The sequence below is a fragment of the Stenotrophomonas riyadhensis genome, assembly GCF_040256885.1.
Classification (GTDB): Bacteria; Pseudomonadota; Gammaproteobacteria; order Xanthomonadales; family Xanthomonadaceae; genus Stenotrophomonas; species Stenotrophomonas riyadhensis.
Window position 1 is genome coordinate 3830205 of record NZ_CP155568.1, and the last position, 22269, is coordinate 3852473.

General features: G+C 67.5%; 14 protein-coding genes. 5 read left to right on the top strand and 9 right to left on the bottom strand.

Annotated elements, in window-relative coordinates:
• Positions 1–208: 208 nt before the first annotated feature.
• A complete protein-coding gene (locus tag SriyCCGPB3_RS17720) occupies positions 209–3370 on the bottom strand; it encodes an efflux RND transporter permease subunit (protein ID WP_350259577.1) in 3162 nt (1053 codons plus the stop codon).
• A gap of 4 nt (positions 3371–3374) precedes the next feature.
• Positions 3375–4505 (bottom strand): efflux RND transporter periplasmic adaptor subunit, encoded by a 1131-nt coding sequence (locus SriyCCGPB3_RS17725; protein ID WP_350259578.1) that lies wholly within the window; start codon positions 4503–4505, stop codon positions 3375–3377.
• A gap of 119 nt (positions 4506–4624) precedes the next feature.
• Here SriyCCGPB3_RS17725 and SriyCCGPB3_RS17730 point away from each other — a divergent pair, with 119 nt between their 5' ends.
• From SriyCCGPB3_RS17730 to SriyCCGPB3_RS17740, 3 genes are all read left to right on the top strand, one after another.
• Entirely contained in the window at positions 4625–5305 is a 681-nt protein-coding gene (locus tag SriyCCGPB3_RS17730) for a TetR/AcrR family transcriptional regulator (RefSeq protein WP_049398377.1), read from the top strand.
• A 136-nt stretch (positions 5306–5441) separates the two neighbouring features.
• Positions 5442–6089 carry a protein-L-isoaspartate O-methyltransferase family protein gene (locus SriyCCGPB3_RS17735; RefSeq protein ID WP_005414414.1) on the top strand — a complete coding sequence of 216 codons (648 nt, stop codon included), beginning with the start codon at positions 5442–5444 and terminating at the stop codon, positions 6087–6089.
• A 16-nt stretch (positions 6090–6105) separates the two neighbouring features.
• Complete coding sequence (locus SriyCCGPB3_RS17740; protein ID WP_110713581.1) at positions 6106–7464, top strand: TolC family outer membrane protein; 1359 nt, start codon at positions 6106–6108, stop codon at positions 7462–7464.
• A gap of 68 nt (positions 7465–7532) precedes the next feature.
• Here the strand turns inward: SriyCCGPB3_RS17740 and SriyCCGPB3_RS17745 are convergent, their stop codons facing one another.
• Positions 7533–8753, bottom strand: coding sequence for an amino acid transporter (locus SriyCCGPB3_RS17745; RefSeq protein ID WP_350259579.1), 1221 nt, complete (start codon positions 8751–8753; stop codon positions 7533–7535).
• 215 nt (positions 8754–8968) lie between these two features.
• Positions 8969–10267 (bottom strand): lipid IV(A) 3-deoxy-D-manno-octulosonic acid transferase, encoded by a 1299-nt coding sequence (waaA, locus tag SriyCCGPB3_RS17750; RefSeq protein WP_110713584.1) that lies wholly within the window; start codon positions 10265–10267, stop codon positions 8969–8971.
• A 60-nt stretch (positions 10268–10327) separates the two neighbouring features.
• On the opposite strand from waaA, the gene SriyCCGPB3_RS17755 reads away from it, so the two are divergent.
• Positions 10328–11245, top strand: a complete 918-nt coding sequence (locus SriyCCGPB3_RS17755; RefSeq protein WP_110713586.1) for an LpxL/LpxP family Kdo(2)-lipid IV(A) lauroyl/palmitoleoyl acyltransferase — start codon at positions 10328–10330, stop codon at positions 11243–11245.
• A 100-nt stretch (positions 11246–11345) separates the two neighbouring features.
• Here the strand turns inward: SriyCCGPB3_RS17755 and SriyCCGPB3_RS17760 are convergent, their stop codons facing one another.
• From SriyCCGPB3_RS17760 to SriyCCGPB3_RS17770, 3 genes are read right to left on the bottom strand one after another with little or no spacing between them, the layout of a single operon-like run.
• Entirely contained in the window at positions 11346–12677 is a 1332-nt protein-coding gene (locus tag SriyCCGPB3_RS17760; RefSeq protein ID WP_350259580.1) for an O-antigen ligase family protein, read from the bottom strand.
• Positions 12658–13773, bottom strand: coding sequence for a glycosyltransferase (locus SriyCCGPB3_RS17765; RefSeq protein ID WP_350259581.1), 1116 nt, complete (start codon positions 13771–13773; stop codon positions 12658–12660). Before SriyCCGPB3_RS17765 ends, SriyCCGPB3_RS17760 begins: the two co-directional genes overlap by 20 nt.
• Before the next feature lie 15 nt (positions 13774–13788).
• Positions 13789–13986 carry a zinc-finger domain-containing protein gene (locus SriyCCGPB3_RS17770; RefSeq protein WP_005410967.1) on the bottom strand — a complete coding sequence of 66 codons (198 nt, stop codon included), beginning with the start codon at positions 13984–13986 and terminating at the stop codon, positions 13789–13791.
• Between the two features lie 421 nt (positions 13987–14407).
• Here SriyCCGPB3_RS17770 and SriyCCGPB3_RS17775 point away from each other — a divergent pair, with 421 nt between their 5' ends.
• Complete coding sequence (locus tag SriyCCGPB3_RS17775) at positions 14408–17752, top strand: GH92 family glycosyl hydrolase (RefSeq protein ID WP_350259582.1); 3345 nt, start codon at positions 14408–14410, stop codon at positions 17750–17752.
• Positions 17753–18172: 420 nt separating this feature from the next.
• Here SriyCCGPB3_RS17775 and SriyCCGPB3_RS17780 read toward each other — a convergent pair whose 3' ends face one another.
• Positions 18173–20464, bottom strand: a complete 2292-nt coding sequence (locus tag SriyCCGPB3_RS17780) for an NADP-dependent malic enzyme (RefSeq protein ID WP_014038426.1) — start codon at positions 20462–20464, stop codon at positions 18173–18175.
• Between the two features lie 230 nt (positions 20465–20694).
• Positions 20695–22038, bottom strand: a complete 1344-nt coding sequence (locus tag SriyCCGPB3_RS17785; protein ID WP_110713592.1) for a dicarboxylate/amino acid:cation symporter — start codon at positions 22036–22038, stop codon at positions 20695–20697.
• Positions 22039–22269: the final 231 nt, after the last annotated feature.

Genomic DNA, 22269 nt, shown 5'->3' on the forward strand with positions numbered 1-22269 from the left:
CAACCAAGGTTGGCACCTACCAGGGCGAAGACCCGCTGCGATAAATCCACGCCATGCGTGGATGCATGCATCAGTGCCGACCAAGGTTGGCACCCACCAGGCGCACCGCGGTAGATCCACGCCATGCGTGGATGTGCACAACGTGGATGGGGTCAGAGCCCATTCCCAGCGGGAAAGGGATCCGACCCCGGCCGCAGAAGCCGGGGCATCACGCCCCGGATTCGTCCGGCTTCACCCGGAACCATGCCGCATACAGTGCCGGCAGGAACACCAGGGTCAGCACCGTGCCCACGATCAGGCCACCCATGATCGAGATCGCCATCGAGCCATAGAACGCACTGCGCGACAGCGGAATCATCGCCAGCACCGCCGCCAGCGCGGTCAGCACGATCGGGCGGAAACGGCGCACCGTGGCATCGATGATCGAATGCCAGCGGTCATGCCCGGCATCGATGTCCTGCTGGATCTGGTCGATCAGGATCACCGAGTTACGCATGATCATGCCCGCCAGCGCGATCGTGCCCAGCAGCGCCACGAAGCCGAACGGCGCGCGGAACAGCAGCAGGAACAGGGTCGCACCGATGATGCCCAGCGGCGCGGTCACCAGCACCATCGCCGCACGCGAGAAGCTGCGCAGCTGCAGCATCAGCAGCGTGGCCACCACCACCAGGAACAGCGGCATGCCGGCCTTGATCGAGTTCTGGCCACGTGCCGAATCTTCCACGGTACCGCCGGTTTCCAGCAGGTAGCCGCTGGGCAGCTCGGCGCGGATGCCGTCGAGCGTCGGCAGGATCTGGTGCACCACGTCCAGCGGCTGCATGCCATCACTGATGTCGGCGCGCACGGTCACCGTCGGCAGGCGGTTGCGGTGCCAGATGATGCCGTCCTCGAAGCCGTACTCCATCGTCGCCACCTGCGACAGCGTGATGCTGCCGCCGTTGGCGGTCGGCATCGACAGGCTCGACAGCAGCTCCAGCTGGTTGCGTTCATCGGCCGGCCCACGCAGCAGCATCTCGATCTGGCGGTTGCCTTCGCGATACACACTCACCGACTGCCCGGCCAGCGAGCTGGACAGGAACTGGCTGACCTGGGCACTGCTCACGCCCAGCGCGCGGGCACGCTCCTGGTCGATCACCAGCCGCACCACCTTGCTCGGCTCGCTCCAGTCCAGGTTGACGTTCATCACGTGCGGGTTTTCACGCACCTTGGCCTCGACCTGGCGTGCGATCGCCTGCACCTTCTCGATGTGCTCGCCGGAGATGCGCATCTGCACCGGGTAACCGACCGGCGGACCATTCTCCAGGCGGGTCACGCGCATCTGCACGTCCGGGAACTTCGGGATCACCTCATGCAGCAGCCAGTCACGGGTGCTTTCGCGCGACTTGATGTCCTTGGCCAGCACCACGAACTGGGCGAAGTTGGTGGCCGGCAGCTGCTGGTCCAGCGGCAGGTAGAAGCGCGGCGAACCGGTGCCCACGTAGGACACATAGTTGGCGATGCCCTCGCGGTTGGACAGCAGTTTCTCCAGCTTCTCGGCCTGGGCCTGGGTCGAGCGCAGCGACGCGCCCTCGGCCAGCTCGATGTCCACCATCAGTTCCGGCCGGGTCGAATCCGGGAAGAACTGCTGCGGCACGAAGCGGAACATCATCAGCGAGAACACGAACAGGCCGATGGTCGCGGCGATCACCCACCAGCGATGACGCAGGCAGGCATCCAGGAAGCGGCGGAAGCTGCGGTAGAACGGGCGCTGGTACGGATCATGGTCGTGCCCGTGCTGTGGCGGTGCGATCAGGTTGGCCAGCGCCGGATAGCGGTCGGCCCACTGCTGGCGCTTGGCCAGCCAGCGCGCGGACAGGCTGCCCGGCTTCGGCGGCTGCGGATTGAAGAGGTCCGGCAGCATCTTGTCGCCCAGGTACGGGATGAACAGCACTGCGGCAATCCACGACACCACCAGTGCGATGGTCACCACCTGGAACAGCGAGCGGGTGTATTCACCGGTGCTCGATGCGGCCGTGGCGATCGGCAGGAAGCCGGCCGCCGTGATCAGGGTGCCGGTCAGCATCGGGAACGCGGTCGATTCCCAGGCGAAACTGGCCGCACGCAGGCGGTCGTAGCCCTGTTCCATCTTGGTGGCCATCATCTCCACCGCGATGATCGCATCGTCCACCAGCAGGCCCAGCGCCAGCACCAGCGCGCCCAGCGAGATCTTGTGCAGGCCGATGTCGAAGTAGTGCATGACGAAGAAGGTCATCGCCAGCACCAGCGGGATGGTCACACCTACCACCAGGCCGGTGCGCAGGCCCAGCGAGAAGAAGCTGACCAGCAGCACGATCACCACCGCTTCGGTCAGCACCTGCACGAACTCGCCGACCGACTCCTCCACCGATTGCGGCTGGTCAGACACCTTGCGCAACTGCATGCCCGCCGGCAGGGTCTTCTGCAGGCGTTCGAACTCGGCATCGAGGTTGGCGCCCAGCTTGAGAATGTCACCGCCGTCCTTCATTGCCACGGCCAGGCCGATCGCCTCCTCGCCCATGAAGCGCATCTTCGGCGACGCCGGGTCGGCGAAGCCGCGCTTGACCTCGGCGATGTCGCCCAGGTGCACGGTGCGGTCGCCAGCGCGGATCGGGAACTGGCGGATGGCGTCGATGTCATTGAACTGGCCGGTCACGCGCAGCTGCACGCGATCGGTGGCGGTCTCGAAGAAGCTGGTGCCGGTGATTGCATTCTGGTCGGCCAGTGCCTGCTGCACCTGCTGCATCGACACGCCCAGCGTCGCCAGGCGGGTGTTGGACAGCTCGATCCACACCTTCTCGTCCTGCAGGCCGACCAGGTCGATCTTGCCGACGTCAGGCACGCGCTGCAGTTCCAGCTGGATGCGGTCGGCGTAATCACGCATCACCGCATAGTCGAAGCCCTTGCCGGTCAACGCATAGATGTTGCCGTAGGTGTCGCCGAACTCATCGTTGAAGAACGGGCCGACGATTTCGCGCGGCAGCGTCGGGCGGATGTCGCCCACGCGTTTGCGTACCTGGTACCAGAGGTCGGGGATCTGCTTGGAACGCAGGCTGTCGCGCGCCATGAAGATGATCTGCGACTCGCCCGGTCGCGAGTACGAGCGGATGAACTCATACTCGCCGGTGTTCATCAGTGCCTTCTCGAGCGGCTCGGTCACCTGCCGCGAGACCTGTTCGGCGGTGGCACCCGGCCACAGCGTGCGTACCACCATCGCCTTGAAGGTGAACGGTGGATCTTCGGACTGGCCCAGATGCTTGTACGACCACGCACCGATCAGCGCGAACGCCAGCATCGCGAACAGCACCAGGGGTCGGTTGGCCAGCGCCCACTCGGATAGATTGAAGCGGCGCACCGGCTTACTCCTTGGCCTTGGCGGCAGCCGCCGGCGCGGTCGGCTTCAGCACCGGGCGGTTCTGCCGATCCACGGCGATCACCGGCTGGCCCGCCCGCAACAGGTGGCCACCGGCGGCAACCACCCAGTCACCCGCGCCCACACCGGACAGCACCGGCACCGTTTCGCTGCCGTAAGCCCCGGTGGTGATCGCTGCGGACTTCAGCGTGCTGTTGGCCGGATCGACCACCCAGACGCTGGCGGCCCCATTGGCGCCACGCTGCAGCGCGCCCAACGGCAGCTGCAGGGTACCGTGGCGACCGGCACTGCTGTAGACGCGCGCGCTCTGGCCCAGTTCGACATCGGCCAGCGCATCGGCGGCCAGACTGACCCGGGTCGCATAGGTACGCGCCTGCGGATCGGCGGCGGCAGCGATCTCGCGGATCGTGCCCGGCAGGCGCTGGCCCGGGCGGTTCCACAGCTCCACCTCGACCGGCTGGCCGACCGCGTAGTCACGGATGGTGGCCTCGGGCAGGTCGATCAGTACTTCGCGCCCGCCATCGGCAGCCAGGTTGAAGATGGTCTGGCCGGCGGACACCACCTGCCCGGCTTCGGCCTCGCGGCTGGCGATCACGCCGTCGGCCGGTGCGCGCAGCTGTGCGTAGTCGGCCTGGTTGCGCAGCACATCGAGGTTGGCGCGGGCGGCGTTGGCCTGGCCCTGCGCGGCCTTGAACGCCGCGGACTGCTGGTCCAGCTGCGAGCGGCTGACCAGTTGCTGGTCGGCCAGCACCTGGTAACGCTTGAGGTCATCGCGGGCACGCACCAGATCAGCTTCCGCCGCAGCCAGCTGCGCCTGCGAGGCGCGGGCCTGCAGCGCGAAGTCGGCCACGTCCAGCTCGGCCAGCACGTCGCCCTTCTTGACCCGCTGCCCGGCATCGACATGGCGCTTGACCAGGTTGCCACCGACGCGGAACGACAGCGGGCTTTCCTGCCGGGCACGCACCGTGCCCGGGAACGCCGCCGGGGCCTGCCCGGCCTGTTCGCCGGGGTGAACCACCAGCACCGGTACGGCCGCCTGTGGCGCCTGTTCCTGTCCCGAACAGGCTGCCAGCGCAGCCACCCACACCATACCGCCCATCCAGCGCACGATCTTCATCGGTCAACGTCCTGAAAACGCAGGGTTGCAACTAAGGGGGGAGCCGCGACTGCCGGCCCAATTTAATAAACCGGCCGGTATAGTATAAATATCGAACCGCTTGGTCTAGTATTGTCGCGATGAGTTCTCCCACTTCCCGCAAGCCGTCGGCCAAGCCCGCTGCCAAGGCCGCCGGACCCGGGCGTCCCAAGGACCTCGGCAAGCGCGCGGCGATCCTTGAAGCAGCCAAGGCACTGTTCATCGAACAGGGCTATACCGGCGTGAGCATGGACACCATCGCCGCTCAGGCCGGCGTCTCGAAGCTGACTGTGTACAGCCACTTCGGCGACAAGGAGACCCTGTTCTCCGAGGCCGTGCAGTCAAAATGCATTGAAATGCTGCCTGATGCGCTGTTCGTGGCCGACGCGGACGGCCCCCTGCGCGACCAGCTGATCGGCATCGGCCTGGCCTTCTTCGAGCTGATCACCTCCGACGCAGCGATCTCGATCCAGCGCATGATGATGGCGCCGGAGACCGACGAACGCCTGCGCGAGCTGTTCTGGCAGGCCGGCCCGGAACGTACCTGCGAGGCCCTGGCCGATTTCCTGCGCGCGCGCGGCGAACGCGGCGAACTGGACATCCCCGACTATTACCTGGCTGGCCAGCAGTTCCTTACCCTGGTCAAGGGCGAAGTGCACATGCATATGATGTGCGGCATGCCACTGTCACCGGTGGAGTGCGACCCTCTTGCCCATGTGACCGCCAGCATCGACTTCTTCCTGCGCGCCTACGCGCCAAGAGGGGCCGGGACGGCCGGATAACCAAAACTGAACGAACCGGAGGTCGCGATGACTTCCGGCACTGCGACCCCGGCCACCCGGCAGCTGATGCTCTGGGCGCGCCGCCGGCCTCCGGCACCGGTAAAATGGCCGGCCCACTGCGCTGGATTTGAACCTCATGACGATTGATTACGCCCACGCCCGCGAACTGATGGTGGAACAGCAGATCCGTCCCTGGGACGTGCTGGACATCAAGGTGCTCGACGTCCTGGCCCGCCTGCCGCGCGAGGCCTTTGTCGCCGACGCGCACCGGGCACTGGCCTACGCCGATGTCGAACTGCCGATCGGCCATGGCCAGAAGATGATGAAGCCGGTCATCGAGGGCCGTACCCTGCAGGCACTGGATCTGCAGCCGGGTGACGAAGTGCTGGAAATCGGTACCGGCAGCGGCTTCCTGTCGGCCTGCATCGGCGCGCTGGCGCGCGACGTGCTGAGCCTGGAGATCGACCCGGAACTGGCCGCCGCCGCGCGTGCCCGCCTGGACGCCTCCGGCCTGGGCACCAACGTCCGCGTGGAAGTGGCCGATGCCCTGTCCTGGCAGACCGAACGCCGCTTTGACGTGATCTGTGTCACTGGTGCGGTCGACGTGGTGCCGTCACAGTTCGCCTCGTGGCTGCGTCCGGGTGGTCGCCTGTTCGTGATCCATGGCCGTTCGCCGGCGATGGAGGCCCTGCTGGTCAAGGCCGACGGCAGCACCGAGTCCCTGTTCGAGACCGATATTGATTACCTGCGTGGTGCCGCCCCGGCCCCCCAGTTCCACCTCTGAGTCCAAGGAAGCCGCAATGATCCGCCGATCCCTCGCTGTTGCGCTGGCCACTGCCCTGCTGCCGTTGTCCGCCCATGCCGCCGACCTGCTGCAGGTCTACGAAATGGCGCGCAATGGCGATCCGCAGCTGTCCGCCGCCGAATCCACCCGGCTGTACGACAAGGAAGGCGCCGTGCAGGCCCGCGCTGCCCTGCTGCCGCAGATCAACGGCCAGGCCACGCTGAACCGCTCGCGCAGCGAGGCGGACCATGACGCCAACTCCGGCACCGTGACCAGCAAGCGCCGCAACTACACGATCGAAGGGAGCCAGACGCTGTTCAACTGGACCCAGATCAACAACCTGCGTTCGCAGCGCGAGCTGAGCAAGGCGGCGGACTTCACCCTCGATTCGGCCAACGACAGCCTGATCGTGCGCACCTCGGCGGCCTACTTCAACGTGCTGGTGGCAATCGAATCGCTGAACGCCGCACAGACCAATGAAGCGGCTGCGAAGAAGCAGTTCGACTTCGCCGACAAGCGCCTGGAAGTGGGCCTGGCGCCGATCACCGACGTGCACGAAGCACGCGCCCAGTACGACCAGGCGCGCGCCAACACCATCGTTGCGCAGAACACCCTGGCCGATAACTACCAGGCCCTGACCGAACTGACCGGCCAGCCGGTGACCAACCTGCGTGGGCTGCCGGCCGACTTCCGCCCGGAAGTGCCGGCCAACCGTGGCAACATCGACGAGCTGGTGCACCAGGCCACCAACCAGAATCCGGCGCTGAAGGCCCAGGAACTGAAGGTCAGCGCCGCCGAGGCTGGCGTGCAGGCCGCTCGTGGCGGCCATTACCCGACCCTGTCGCTGGGCGGCAGCTGGGGCAAGAGCGCAACCTGGGGTGACAGCACCGGTGCCGGCTCGTTGTCGCCGGATGCACGCACCAACAGCATCGGGCTGACCCTGAGCGTGCCGATCTTCGCCGGTGGCGCCACCCAGTCCGGCGTCCGCCAGGCACTGGCCCAGCGTGACATCGCCCAGGATGGCTACGAGCAGCAGAAGCGTGCCCTCGACCGCAACACCCGCAATGCCTACCAGACCCTGGTGCAGGGCATCAGCGAAGTGGAAGCCCGCCGCCTGGCGGTGGTCTCGGCGCAGAGCGCGTACGACGCCTCGCAGGTCGGCCTGGAAGTCGGTACCCGCACCGTGCTGGACGTGATCCAGAACCAGCGCATCCTGTTCTCGGCGCAGCTGGACTACGCCCAGGCCCGCTACACCTTCCTGCAGAACCGCCTGCTGCTGAGCCAGTCGCTGGGTGCGCTGGACGTGGCCGAGCTGCAGGACGTCAACCGCCTGCTGACCCAGGACGCGGGCAACCCGGCAACGACCACGCACTGAGTCGTCGCCCTGCCGGCAATGAAGAAGCCACCCGCGAGGGTGGCTTTTTTGTTGCCTTTGCACGGCCGTCAGCCAGGCCAGGCGCGCATCCGCTCCACTGCGGCCAACAGGCACAGTACGGCGGCCATGGGCGCAAGCACCGGCAGGACGCGCGAGGGTGGCACCTGCACGTGAAGCACGGCCAGGCACAAGGCCGCCATCACCAGCAGGGTGGCCGGACCCGGCAGCACCGGCAGCGCACCGATGGGTGCCAGCAGCGCCAGCAGTGCCGCCGACAGGACCACCGCGACCCACGTCAGTCGCGCCTGGAAGCCGGGCGCTGCAGGGCCGGCCGCAGACCGCAGCTGCGTCGCCAGGCGCGCGGCCAACATCATCAGTACCAGAAGCAGCGCCGCCAACCCGGCCGCGCCGGCCAGTGGCAGCAACGGCATCATCCAGTGCAGCTGCGGGTGCTGCTGCAGCGCCACCGACAACGGTCGCGTGCTGGCCAATGCCGGGAACTCCACCAGGCCCGCCTGCAGCGCAGCAAGTACGATCAACAGCAGCATGGCCAACAGCAGCATCCCCGCCAGCAGCAGCGGCTGTCGTGCCCTCGCCTGCCGGCCCATGCCGGGAATTCCCAGCGCAAGGCCGACGCTGGCGAACACGCCGAGCAGCGGCACGCTCGCCGCCAGTACCCCACCCAGCCCGTAGCGATACGGCGCCGTGGCTTCCGGCAACCATGGAATCCAAAGTGCGTAGTGCACGTAACGGGCCGCCAGTGCCAGCAGCAGCAGGCCAATGCCGATCTTCACCGTCAGCAGCGCACAGACAATCAATGCGACGTGACGTGGCGGCAGCAGCCCGACCATGCCAAGCAGCCATAGTCCGGTGGCGGCCAGCAGCTGAACCGGCATCCCGTTTCCGGCCTCGATACCGCAGCGGGCCAGCAGCACCTGCAGGTGGCTGGCGATGGACTGCGCCACGCCCGCACTGGTCACCACCAGTTCCAGCAGCAGCACGCCGCTGAGTACACCCGCTCCCGCCCTGCCCCAGCTGGCCTGCAGCACGCCATGCAGGCCCCCGCCGGCGGGTCGCTGCTGGTTCAGGACATGCAGGCAATACAGCACCGGCGCAGTACCCAGCGCGGCCAATACCAGGCTCAGTACGATGGCCGGTCCCGCCCGCGCGGCGGTGTGCTGGCCGACCAGGGCGATCACGCTGCCCCCCAGCAGTAGCGCCAGTGCCAGCGCCGCGACATGATCCATGCCAAGGCAGGCATCCCGGTCGCGGCCGTTGTCGCTGTCCATCGCAAGTCCCCTTGATATCCGCCCAAGTGCGGTCGACAGCAGGCTGGCAGCCTGCGCCGAGGGGCGGTATCAGAAACCGTACCGGGGGCGCTGCGATGTGATCGAAGACACGATGAAAGGCCCGTACCCGGTCCTGCTGCGACAGGATTCCGATCGCTAAGCAGAATTGATGCAGTCGATCACGTCAGTCGACGCGCCGGCTGCCGGCGCCCGTCTCAGCTGCGCGGTGGCGGCAGATGCGGCGCGACCAGCGCCAGCGTGCGCTGCAGGGCGCCGCGGCCATTGCTCACCAGCGTGCAGCCAGCGCGCGCCATGTCTTCGCGTGCCTGTGCATCGTCGAGCAGGTGCTGCAACAGGTCACCGACCGCCTGCACGTCCTCACCGATCAGCAGTGCACCCGCCTCACGCATGCGGCGCGAGATCTCCGCGAAGTTGTGCAGGTGCGGGCCGGTCACGGCAGCGGTGCCCATCGCTGCCGGCTCCAGCAGGTTGTGGCCGCCGATCGGCTGCAGGCTGCCGCCGACAAAGGCGACCTGGGCACAGGCGTAGAACGGCATCAGTTCACCGAGGGTGTCGATGACGAACACGTCGGTGCCCGCTTCCGGCCACTGCTTCGCGCGCCGGGTGGCCACGTTCCAGCCCTGCTCGCGCGCCAGCGCCTCCACCTTCGGGAAGCGCTCGGGATGCCGCGGCGCCCACAGCAGCAGCAGGTCGGGATGCTGCTGGCGCAGGCGGCGGTGCAGGTCGACCACTGCCTGTTCTTCGCCATCGTGGGTACTGGCGGCGATCCACACCGGACGCCCGGCTGGCACCCGGGCATGAAACTGCTCGACGAAGCCCTGCACCTCCGGCGTGGTGATGTCGAACTTCAGGTTGCCCAGCGCCTGCACCTGCTCCGGGGCAGCGCCGAGCTGCACGAAGCGGTCCGCATCGTCCTGCGACTGCGCGGCCACGCAGGTGACGGTGCGCAGAGCGCGCCGGATCAGCGCCGCCAGCAGCCGGTAGCCGCGCAGCGAACGTGCCGACAGGCGCGCATTGAGGATGTAGACCGGAATCCCACGGTCACGGCAGCCGAACAGCATGTTCGGCCACAGCTCGGTTTCCAGGATCAGTGCCAGGCTGGGCCGGAAATGGCCGAGGAAGCGGTTGACGCTGCCCGGCACGTCGTACGGCAGGTAGACGTGGTCCAGCGCATCGCCCCACAGCGCGCGCACGCGCTCCGAACCAGTCGGGGTGATGGTGGTGATCACCCAGCGGATGTCCGGGCGCTGCTCGCGCAGGGCGTTCACCAGTGGTGCGGCGGCATTGACCTCGCCCACCGACACCGCGTGCAGCCAGACCCGTGGCTGGCCGGTCGGCTGTGGATAGGAGGCGTAGCGCTCGTCCCAGCGCCGGAAATACTCGCGAACCCGGAAGCCGCGCCAGACCAGGTGGTACACGGTGATCGGCAGCAGGATGTAGAGCACAGCCGAGTACAGGCCGCGCAGGATCCATTCGACAGGGTCTTTACGCATGCGGCAAGGATACGGGAGCCCCCCGGGAAAGACACGCGGCCGCCTTGGTAGAATGGCCCCATGTCAGATGCCTCCACCGCCGTCCGCCCGTCGCTGCGCGATCCGCGCAACTGGCCGATGTTCGCCGCCATGTTCGGCGCCTTCGCCATCGCCCGCCTGCCGTGGATGCTGCAGCGCGCGCTGGGCCGGGGCGTCGGCTGGATCACCTGGCGCCTGCTCGGCAGCCGCCGCCGCGCCGCCGAGGTCAACCTGCAACTGTGCTTCCCCGAGAAGGACGAAGCCTGGCGCCAGCGCCTGGTGCGCGACAGCTTCGATGCGCTGGGCGTGGGCGTGTTCGAGTGCATCCGCGCCTGGTGGGGCAGCATCGACAGCATCCGCCCGCAGGTGCGGATCGAAGGCCTGGAACACCTGCGGCAGATGCAGGCCGAAGGACGTGGCGTGCTGCTGGTCTCCGGCCACTTCATGACCCTGGAGATGTGCGGCCGCCTGCTGTGCGACTACGTCGACCTGTCCGGCATGTACCGCAAGCACAAGAACCCGGTATACGAGTGGGCGGTGAAGTTCGGCCGCCTGCGCTATGCCAAGGCGATGTTCGCCAACGAGGACATCCGCGCCACCGTGCGCCACCTGAAGAAGGGCGGCTTCCTCTGGTATGCGCCGGACCAGGACATGCGTGGCAAGGACACCGTGTTCGTGCCGTTCTTCGGCCACACCGCTTCCACCATCACCGCCACCCACCAGCTGGCGCGGATGACCGGTTGCGCGGTGATCCCCTATTTCCACCGCCGCGAAGGTGGGAAGTACATCCTGAAGATTGGTGCACCGCTGGAGAATTTCCCCAGCGAGGATGTGGAAGCCGATACCACGCGGGTCAACCAGGCCATCGAGGAAATGGTGCGCGAGGCGCCCGACCAGTACCTGTGGATCCACCGCCGTTTCAAGCGCCAGCCCGGCGGCCGGAGCGATTTCTACAAATAACCGGATGCGGTGGAAGGGCCGGCGTGCACGTGGTAGTCGCCAACCTTGGTTGGCGCCGATGAACCGAGGCCGGTCCCGGGGAGCCAACCAAGGTTGGCAGCTACTGCATCGGCGGGGAATCGTCTGCGTCGCGGGCCAGCAGGCTGCCGGCGAACAGGGCCGCCAGCAGCACGGTCAGACCACCCCAGAACGCGGAATAGAACGCCAGGTGCGTGTTGAGCGGGAACACCGTGACTGCCAGCGCCAGCATCGCCGGCCGCGCACGCTCACGGGCGGCGGCCGGCGCGTAGCGCCATGCCCGCCAGGCCTGGGCGACCGCCGCCAGCCACAGCAGCAGGCCGAGCACACCGGTCTCCGCCAGGATCTCCAACACGATCTGATGGGCGTGCAATGCCGGCGCACTGCCCCACACCGCCGGGTCTTCATCGGCCACGCAGGCCGGATAGGCATCGCGGAAGCCACGCGCGCCGACACCGTTGATCGGGTGCTCCTCGATCATGCAGACAGCCGCTTCCCAGATCCTCGCACGGCCGGACAGCGCCTCGTCGACACCACGGTCGCCGCCCTCCCAGGCCATCGCCGTACGTGCGAAGCGCTCACGCAGCTGCGGCACGCTGGCGGTCAGCACGCCAGCTCCGAGAACGGCCACCAGTGCCAGCACCGCCAACCGCTTCCAGCCGAACTGGCGCACGCCGCTGTAGGCCAGCACCAGTGCGAAGGTGATCCACGAGGCGCGCGAGCCGGCCAGCAGCAGCACACTTCCCAGCGTGGCGGCCGCCAGCAGCCAGCCCCGATTACCGAAGCGGCGCGCCACCGGCAGCAACAGGAACGGCGACAGGCTGGCCAGCACCTGGCCGAATTTCAGGTTGCACGGCCCCAGGGCGCCACTGAGCCGGTCGGCCAATGCGGCCTCATCTGCCGGGCACAGTGCACGACCGCTCACCGCAAGCTTCAGGTGTTCCAGCGACCAGAACCACGGGCTGGTACCCGCTGCCGCCTGCACCAGCGCATCCAGCGTCCACGCAGCGGTGATCAACGCAAGGCCACCGAAGGTCAGGCGTCGCCGTTCCGGCGTGGCCACAGCAATCGCCACCAGCCACATGAAGGGCAGGTAGCGCAGACCCGCAGCAGCCTTGGTCCAGGACGCCGCCGGATCAATGGCATCGATGGCCGAGAACGCCTGCGGCAGCCAGTAGCCGAGGAACAGGATCGAGGTCAGTGCCCAGGCTGCCGTGCTCAGCAGGTGCGGGCGGCGCTGCAGCCGGCGCATGACCATGCGCGCGGCGGCGTACAGCGCGCCAAGCCCGAGCACGGTTTCAGCGATGCCCGGCAGCGGCCACAGCGCCACGTACGCCAGCACCCACCAGGGCGCCCAGCGCCCGGCGCGGTCGTCGCGCAGGATGACGGCGGGATCAGCCGGCGAGATCGGCATAGAGGCGGAGGGTATCGCGCTGCATGGCCTGCAGGGTAAACGGGATGCGGGTCGGCAACGACGGTGGCTGCGCCAGCAGGGCCAGCGCACGTTCACCCAGCGCGCGTGCATCACCGAGCGGCACCGCGCCGCTGGGTTGCAGCTGCCGAAGCAGTTCGCCGACGCCACCATGGTCCCAGCCCAGCACCGGGCGGCCGACCGACAGCGCCTCGACCACGGTGCGGCCGAACGCTTCGGGCTTGTCCGACAACTGCAGCACCAGGTCGCTGGCCGCATAGGCCTGGGCGATGCGCGCGGTCGGCGTGCTGATCTGCACGGCATCGGTCACGCCCAAAGCAACGGCCTGCCGGCGCAGGTCGGCCACGTAGGCTTCACGGCCCGGCTCATTGGTGCCCAGCATCCACAGCTGTGCCGGCACGCCGGCGGCACGCACATCCGCCAGCAGCTGCAATGCGTGTGCGTGGCCCTTCAGCCGGGTGCCACGCCCCGGCAGCAGCAGCAGCGGGCCTTCAACCTGCGCCAGCCATGGGTAATCGGCCGCAAGCGCCAGCCGCGGACGGCGATCGGCACGCGCCACGCGTGGGAACTGGCCGACATCGACGCCACGCGGAATCACCTGCAGGGTCGCTTCGGGAACGGTCGGGTAATGCCGCTGCACGTAGTCGCGTACGGTATTGGATACGCAGATCACGCGTTCACCGCTGGTCATCACCGCGCTGTAGCGGCTGGGCGAGTTCAACCCGTGCACGGTAGTCACCCAATGCGGGCGCTGCGCGGCGGGCATCGCACGGATCGCGTACAGGCCCAGCCAGGCTGGCAGCCGCGAACGGGCATGCACGATGTCGGCGCCAACCTCGGCGAACAGGCGGCGCAGGGTCGGCAGGTGGCGCAGGGTCAGCAGCGACTTGCGGCCGATGTCGAGCGTGAGATGCTCGGCACCGCTGTCGAGCAGTGGCTGCACCAGGCGGCCACCGGCAGAGACCACCAGCGCACGATGGCCGGCGGCGACCAGGGCCGCAGCAATTTCCAGGGTCGAGCGCTCGACACCGCCGGAGTGCAGCGCCGGCAGCAACTGCACCACGGTCAATCGGCGCATCGAAGGGGCGGCCGCTTAGTCGGCCAGCACGAACACGGAACCGCAGTACGGGCACTGCGCTTCGCCGTTGGGCTCGTCTTCGATCGGCAGGTACACGCGCGGATGCGAGTTCCACAGCGCCATTTCCGGGGTCGGGCAGCTCAGCGGCAGATCGCTGCGGTGCACGGTGTAGCGCTTCTCGGCGTTGGCGGGCGCGGTGGCGGTATGGCTCATGGCGGATGTCGATGAACGGGTTGCGAGGCCTGTGATTCTAGCATCCGGGCCGCCTCGACATTGCGCCGCAACAGGCCTTTGCGTGCCGCCGGGCATTTCCTCGCAGCGATGCATGGCAGATCCAAGGCCGGGCACGGGCGGAAATTCTCCCATCGATCCTGCAGGTTCCCCCCGAAAACCTCTCGACCACGATATTTCCCGCATTTGGATCGAACTAAATGGCACTTGTCAGGCCGCTGCGGCTGTTGCAGGATCGGGCCAGGTCGCAGCCCGACCTGCCCAATCCGACCCGATCGCATGGCCCGCCCCACCGGACCAGCATCGCCTCTTCCACTGCCATCCAGGCGGGCGGAGCGATGCTGCCCGTGGTGTCTGCCGATGCGGGTTCTGCCCGCCGCCTGCCCTCCCGGGAGACCCTTGCATGACCCTGTCCGATCCACGCCGCGCCCTGCTTCCGCTCGCCCTGGCCCTTGCCTGTGCGACCACTGCGATGCCGGTACTGGCACAGGGGCTGCAGACCTCGTTCGAACCGGGCCAGCCGGCTCCGGCACCGGCCACAGGCGCATTGCAGGTCACGATCGGCAACGGCCCCGCGGCGCCCTACGCCGCCAAGCGCAATGCCGGCTACAGCGGCCTGCACGCACTGCGCTACAGCAGCGAAGGCGGCAGCGCGCGGCGCGAGCTGTTCAAGGCGGACATGACCATCGAGGCCGATACCACCCTGTCGTGGCTGGTGCTGCCGGAGATCGTCGGCAAGGACACCGTGGCCTCGACCTATGTATCACTGGACCTGCTGCTGGACGATGGCAGTCGGGTTTCGGCCGGCACTGCACGCGACCAGCACGGCGTAGCCATCGGCGCACGCGCGCAGGGTGACTCGAAGACGCTGTACCCGCAGCAATGGGCACGCAAGGCGGTGCGGCTGGGCGATGTGCCCGCGCTGAAGGGCCGCCGCGTGGTGGCGATCGAACTGGAGGTGGCCAGTGCCGACGGCGCACCGGTCTCCGGCTGGATTGATGACGTGCGCCTGGACACAGTGCCACGTCAGCAGCCAGCGCGCGTCTCCGACTGGGTGCTGACCACCCGCGGCACCCAGGCCAACGGCACCTTCTCGCGCGGCAACAATTTCCCGGCCACGGCGGTGCCGCACGGGTTCAACTTCTGGACCCCGGTCACCGATGCCGGTGCGCTGAACTGGCTGTACCGCTGGAACGAGCAGAACGACGCGCAGAACCGCCCGCAGCTGCAGGCGCTTGCGCTGAGCCATCAGCCCAGCCCGTGGATGGGCGACCGCCAGACCTTCCAGGTGATGCCCTCGGCCAGTCGTGGTGTGCCGGAGGCCGACCGCCGCAAGCGCGCGCTGTCGTTCGACCGCAGCCATGAAAGCGCGCGCCCGTATCGCTACGACGTTCGCTTCGACAACGGCATCGCGGCCGCCATCGCGCCGACCGATCATGCCGCGCTGTTCCGCTTTGATTTCCCCGAAGGCGGCGACGCCAACCTGCTGTTCGACAATGTCGATGCACGCGGTGGCCTGACCCTGGACGCTGCCACGCAGACACTGTCCGGCTACACCGATACGCGCAGCGGGCTGTCCAACGGCGCCAGCCGCATGTACGTGGCAGCCAGCTTCGACAGGCCGTGGCGCAGCAGTGGGCGCCTCAACACCGGCCGACCGACCGGTTACATCAAGTTCGATGCCGGCAGCGACCGGCGGGTGACCATGCGCATCGCCACCTCGCTGATCTCGGTGGAGCAGGCACGGCACAACCTGGCCCTGGAAATCGCCGCAGTCGATACGCTGGAAAGCGTGGCCGGCCGTGCGCAGGATGCATGGGATGCGCGCCTGGCCCGTTTCGACATCGGCGATGCCAGCGACGACCAGAAGACCACGCTGTATTCCAGCCTGTATCGGCTGTTCCTGTACCCCAATTCCGGCCACGAGAACGTGGGCAGCGCCGCCGCACCGGAGTGGCGCTACGCCAACCAGGCCAGCGCCAGCGATGACAACACCGAGGGCAGCGCGACCCGCAGCTATGCCGCCGTGCGCGACGGCAAGGTATTCGTCAACAACGGCTTCTGGGACACCTTCCGCACCACCTGGCCGGCCTATGCGCTGTTCACTCCGGAGGATGCCGGGCAGCTGGTACAGGGCTTCATCGAGCAGTACCGTGCCGGCGGCTGGATCGCGCGCTGGTCGTCGCCGGGCTACGCCGACCTGATGGTCGGCACCAGCTCTGACGTGGCGTTCGCCGATGCCTGGCTGAAGGGCATCGGCGGTTTCGATCCGGCCGAGGCCTATGCCGCCGCGCTGAAGAACGCGACCGTGGTACCACCCGACCGCCATGTCGGCCGCAAGGGCATGGACCGTTCGACCTTCCGGGGCTACGCCAGCGCCGACGTGCATGAGGGCATGTCGTGGACGATGGAAGGCGCACTCAATGACTTCGGCATCGCCAACATGGCCGATGCCCTGGCCAAGCGCGCGACCGCACCTGCCGCACGCGAGCGCTACAGCACCGAGGCCGACTACTTCCGCCACCGCGCCGCCAGCTACGCGACGATGTTCGACCCTGCCGCCGGCTTCTTCCAGGGCCGCAAGGCCGATGGCCGCTGGCGCGTGGACGCCAAGGACTACGACCCGCGCGTGTGGGGCCACGATTACACCGAATCCAACGGCTGGACCTTCGCCTTCACCGCCGCCCATGACGGCGAAGGCCTGGCCGCGCTGTACGGTGGCCGCGAAAAGCTGGCGGCGAAGCTGGATACCTTCTTCGCCACGCCGGAAACCGCGGATCCGGCACTTGCGGGCTCCTACGGCGGCACCATCCACGAGATGACCGAAGCACGCGACGTGCGCATGGGCATGTACGCGCACAGCAACCAGCCTGCGCACCACATCCCGTGGATGTACCTGTATGCCGGGCAGCCGTGGAAAACCCAGCAGCACGTGCGCGAGATCCTGTCGCGGCTGTACGTCGGCAGCGAGATCGGCCAGGGCTATCCGGGCGATGAGGACAACGGCGAAACCTCGGCATGGTACGTGCTGGCCTCGCTGGGCCTGTACCCGCTGCGCATGGGCGCCCCGGAGTACGTGATCGGCTCGCCGGCATTCGAGCACGCACGGGTGGAGCTGCAGGGTGGCGCGGTGCTGACCGTGAACGCGGCCAACAACTCGCGCGAGAACGTCTACGTGCAGTCGCTGAAGATCAACGGTACGCCGTGGACGAAGACCTGGGTGCCGCACGACCTGATCGCCAAGGGCGCGACCCTCGACTTCGTGATGGGACCCCGTCCCTCGCGCTGGGGCAGCGGCGTGGACGATGTGCCGCGCTCGTTGACCGCGCGCGGCCAGCGTCCGCAGCTGCTGCACGACCTGCTCGGCAGCGGCGCGAAGGCGATGCTGGCCGATGGCCGTGCCCTGCCCGCACTGGTCGATGACGATGCGAGCACCACCGTGGGCCTGGGCGGCGGCGCAACCATCGCGCTGACCGGACTGAGCGACGGCACGCCGACGATGTACACGCTCACCAGCGGTGACGGCCGCATCCAGGGCGGTGAGTGGACGTTGGAGGCACGCTACGGCGGCGGCAGCTGGACCGTGCTCGACCAGCGCAGCGGCGAAGACTTCGAATCCGCCCGCCAGACCCGTCCGTTCCGCATCGCCAAACCCGGCCGCTACAGCGAATACCGACTGCGCTTGGTCGCACCGGGCCGGATGCCGCTGGCGGAGATCGAGCTGCTGGCGCCGAGCACGGCGCAGTAAGCCGCGTGCACGATGGGCACGGATGCCCGACGTGCCGTGGCGGCTGGCGGCCTCAGCGCGACCGCACGAAACCGGCGTAGAGCGCGAACAGCTGCTGGAAGTACCGCCGGGTCACTCGATTGCGCATGACACTTTCGCCGATGGGGAGATGGTCGGGCCCAGGGTGGGAAGGCCGGTCCGGTCCCTTCCCACGGCCGGGCCGCGTGGGCGTATTGGGCCGCAATGGCGTTGCAGGGAAATGACCGGGCTGCGTAGCGCGTGTGGCACGGACCGGGGTAGAGCCGGCCGCTGGCCGGCTGTCGTCGTACCTGGACATCATTGTGGTTGCCGGCCAGCGGCCGGCTCTACCCGTTTCCGCTTCGCGGAAACAGAAACGCGCCCCATGGGGCGCGTTTCTGCAGCTGTCGCTGGAAAGAAGGCTTACGCCTTCTTTTCCGCTTCCAGCTGTTTCCTGATCTGCGCATCGACCGCGGCGATCGCGGTCATGTTCAGGATCCGGCGCGAGGTCGCGCTGGTGGTCAGGATGTGCACCGGCTTGTTCACGCCCATCAGGATCGGGCCGATCGCCACGCCGTCGGTGAACACACGCACCAGGTTGTAGGCGATGTTGGCCGCTTCCAAGTTCGGCAGCACGAACAGGTTGGCACGGCCCTGCAGGGTCGAGCCCGGCAGCAGCTTCTGGCGCAGCGCTTCGTCCCATGCGGTGTCGCCCTGCATTTCCCCGTCCACGTTCAGACGCGGGTTGCGCTTGAGCAGCAGCTCGCGCACCTGGCGCATCTTCAGCGCGTCCTTCGAATCATGGCTGCCAAAGTTGGAGTGCGACAGCAGCGCGACCTTCGGCTCTATGCCGAACAGCTTCATGCGGTAGGCCGCCTGCAGGGTCGCTTCGCACAGCTGCTCGGCGGTCGGGTCTTCCTGCACGTGGGTATCGACGAAGAAGAACACGCCCTGCTGGTTGATCACGCCGGTCATCGCCGAGGTCGAGGTGACCTTCGGCTCCAGCGGCAGCACGCTGCGCACGTAGCCCAGCTTCTTGTGGAAGCGGCCGACGATGCCGGTCAGCATCGCATCGGCTTCGCCACGCGCCACCATCACTGCGGCGATCAGGGTCGGGCGCGAACGCATCAGGTTCTTCGCCGCGGCCACGGTCACGCCACGACGGCCGGTCAGGCCGTGGTAGTACTGCCAGTACTCGTTGAAGCGCGGGTCGTCGTTGATGTTGGTGACTTCAACGTTCTCGCCGATCTTCAGGCGCAGGCCGAGGCGCTCGATGCGCGATTCGATCACTTCCGGGCGACCGATCAGGATCGGGTGCGCCAGGCCGTCATCGACCACGTTCTGCACCGCCTGCAGCACCACTTCCTCTTCGCCTTCGGCGTACACCACGCGCTGCTTGTCGCTGCGCGCGCGGTCGTAGACCGGCTTCATCATCAGGCTGGTGCGGTAGACGAACTGGGCCAGCTTGTCGCGGTAGGCGCCCATGTCGTCGATCGGGCGCGAGGCCACGCCCGAGTCCATCGCGGCCTGGGCCACGGCGGCCGACAGCTCCACCAGCAGGCGGCGGTCGAACGGACGCGGGATCAGGTATTCACGGCCGAAGCTCGGGGTGTCGCCGCCGTAGGCCGAGCCCATGTCGGTGGCGGCGCGGCGGGCCAGTGCAGCGATGGCACGCACGCAGGCGATCTTCATTTCCTCGTTGATCGCGGTGGCGCCCACGTCCAGCGCACCACGGAACAGGTACGGGAAGCACAGCACGTTGTTGACCTGGTTCGGGTAGTCCGAACGGCCGGTGCCGATGATCGCGTCCGGACGCGCGGCGCGCGCCAGTTCCGGCATGATTTCCGGGGTCGGGTTGGCCAGCGCGAAGATCACCGGATCCGGCGCCATGGTCTTGACCATGTCGGCGGTCAGGATGCCCGGTGCCGACAGGCCCAGGAAGATGTCCGCGCCGTCGACGATCTCGGCCAGGGTGCGCTTGTCGGTGTCGCGCGCATAGCGCTGCTTTTCCGGGTCCAGGTCGGTACGACCGGTGTGGATCACGCCCTCGCGGTCGAAGGCCAGGATGTTCTCCGGCTTCAGGCCCAGCTGCACCAGCATGTTCACGCAGGAAATGCCGGCCGCGCCCATGCCCGTGGTCGCCAGCTTCACTTCCTCGATCTTCTTGCCGGTGATCGCCATGGCGTTGAGCACCGCCGCGCCGACGATGATCGCCGTGCCGTGCTGGTCGTCATGGAACACCGGGATCTTCATGCGCTCGCGCAGCTTGCGCTCGACCACGAAGCATTCCGGCGCCTTGATGTCTTCCAGGTTGATGCCGCCGAAGGTCGGCTCCAGCGAGGCGATGATGTCGACCAGCTTGTCCGGGTCGGTCTCATCGACTTCGATGTCGAACACATCGATGCCGGCGAACTTCTGGAACAGCACGCCCTTGCCTTCCATCACCGGCTTGCCGGCCAGCGCGCCGATGTTGCCCAGGCCCAGCACCGCGGTGCCGTTGGAGATCACCGCCACCAGGTTGCCGCGAGCGGTCAGCTCGCTGGCCTGCTGCGGGTCGGCCTTGATCGCTTCACAGGCGTACGCCACGCCCGGCGAATACGCCAGCGACAGGTCGCGCTGGGTCAGCATGGGCTTGGTAGCGGAAACCTTGATCTTTCCCGGCGGGGACATCCGGTGGTAATCGAGGGCGGCCTGTTTGAAATCTTCGTTGGACATCGATGTGGGTTACATGAATGGGCAGAAGGGACAGGGGATGATACCCCCGTTGGAGCGTCTGGACCTGTCGCTATCCTGTCGCAAGCATGCTGCGACCGCACAATTCCGTGCCGTATGCGACGGTACCGCGAGACCAGCTTCGGCGCTCCGCATGACAGCCATGGGTCGCCTTGAAACGCCGCGGGGCCGTACCACTGTCGTGATCGGCCCCGCGGTACCACACACCTGGATCAGCCCTTGGCCGGCAGCGCCTCGGGCAGCGCATCGACCGGCGGCGGCAGTTCGCTCTCGCGGCCATCCAGCGCCAGCTGCAGGCGGTTGCGGTCCAGTGCGCCTTCCCAGCGCGAGACCACCACGGTAGCGACCGCATTGCCGATGAAGTTGGTCAACGAGCGGCATTCGCTCATGAAGCGGTCCACGCCCAGGATCAGCGCCATGCCGGCCACCGGCACTTCCGGCACCACGGCCAGGGTAGCAGCCAGGGTGATGAAGCCGGCGCCGGTGACGCCGGCCGCGCCCTTGGAGCTGAGCATGGCAACCAGCAGCAGGGCGATCTGGTGGCCCAGGGTCAGTTCGGTGTTGGTGGCCTGGGCGATGAACAGCGCGGCCAGCGTCATGTAGATGTTGGTGCCGTCCAGGTTGAACGAGTAGCCGGTCGGAACCACCAGGCCGACCACCGACTTGCTGCAGCCGGCACGCTCCATCTTCTCCATCAGCGACGGCAGCGCCGACTCCGACGACGACGTGCCCAGCACCAGCAGCAGTTCGGCCTTCAGGTAGCGTGCCAGCTTGAACACCGAAAACCCGCACAGGCGGCAGACCACACCCAGGATCACCGCCACGAACAGGAACGCGGTGAGGTAGAACGAGCCCACCAGCCAGGCCAGGTTGACCAGCGAACCGACGCCATACTTGCCGATGGTGAAGGCGATCGCGCCGAAGGCACCAATCGGGGCAGCCTTCATCAGGATGTGCACCAGCTTGAACACCGGGGCGACCAGCGCCTCCAGGAAATTCAGGATCGGCTTGCCCTTCTCGCCCACCGATGCCAGCGCGATGCCGAACAGCACCGCGATGAACAGCACCTGCAGGATGTTGCCGTCGACGAAGGCGCTCACCAGCGTCTTCGGAATGATGTCCATCAGGAAGCCGACCAGGGTCAGGTCGTGCGACTTCTCGACGTAGCTGTGCACCGCGGTCTGGTCCAGCTCGGCCGGGTTGATGTTCATGCCGGCGCCGGGCTGCACCACGTGCGCCACGACCATGCCGACGATCAGCGCCAGCGTGGAGAAGAACAGGAAGTACGCCATCGCCTTGGCGAACACGCGGCCCACCGTGCGCAGGTGGGTCATGCTGGCGATGCCGGTGACGATGGTCAGGAAGATCACCGGCGCGATGATCATCTTCACCAGGTTGATGAAGGCATCGCCGAGCGGCTTCATCTTCTCGCCAACCAGCGGCTCGTAGTGGCCGAGGATGGCGCCCAGGACGATCGCCACGATCACCTGGAAGTACAGCTGGCGATAGATCGGCAACGGCTTTGCAGGCGCCGGGGCTGCGGTCGGGATGTGCATGGCGTACTCCGGAAGGGGCGTTTTCAGGCACGTACGGCCCCGGGACAGCGCGGGAACCGTTACCGTGGAAACTGCTCGCAGGCCCTGTGCAGCACGCGCAGGGGGTGCGACCAATGGACGCCTTTGTACGCGCCGGGCACGCCGGCGCAGATAACCTATTGGTACTAGCCCCCCGGTTCAGGTGGCCACGGTGCCTACACTGGCGCCGCACCGCCCGATCCTGGGGAGGCC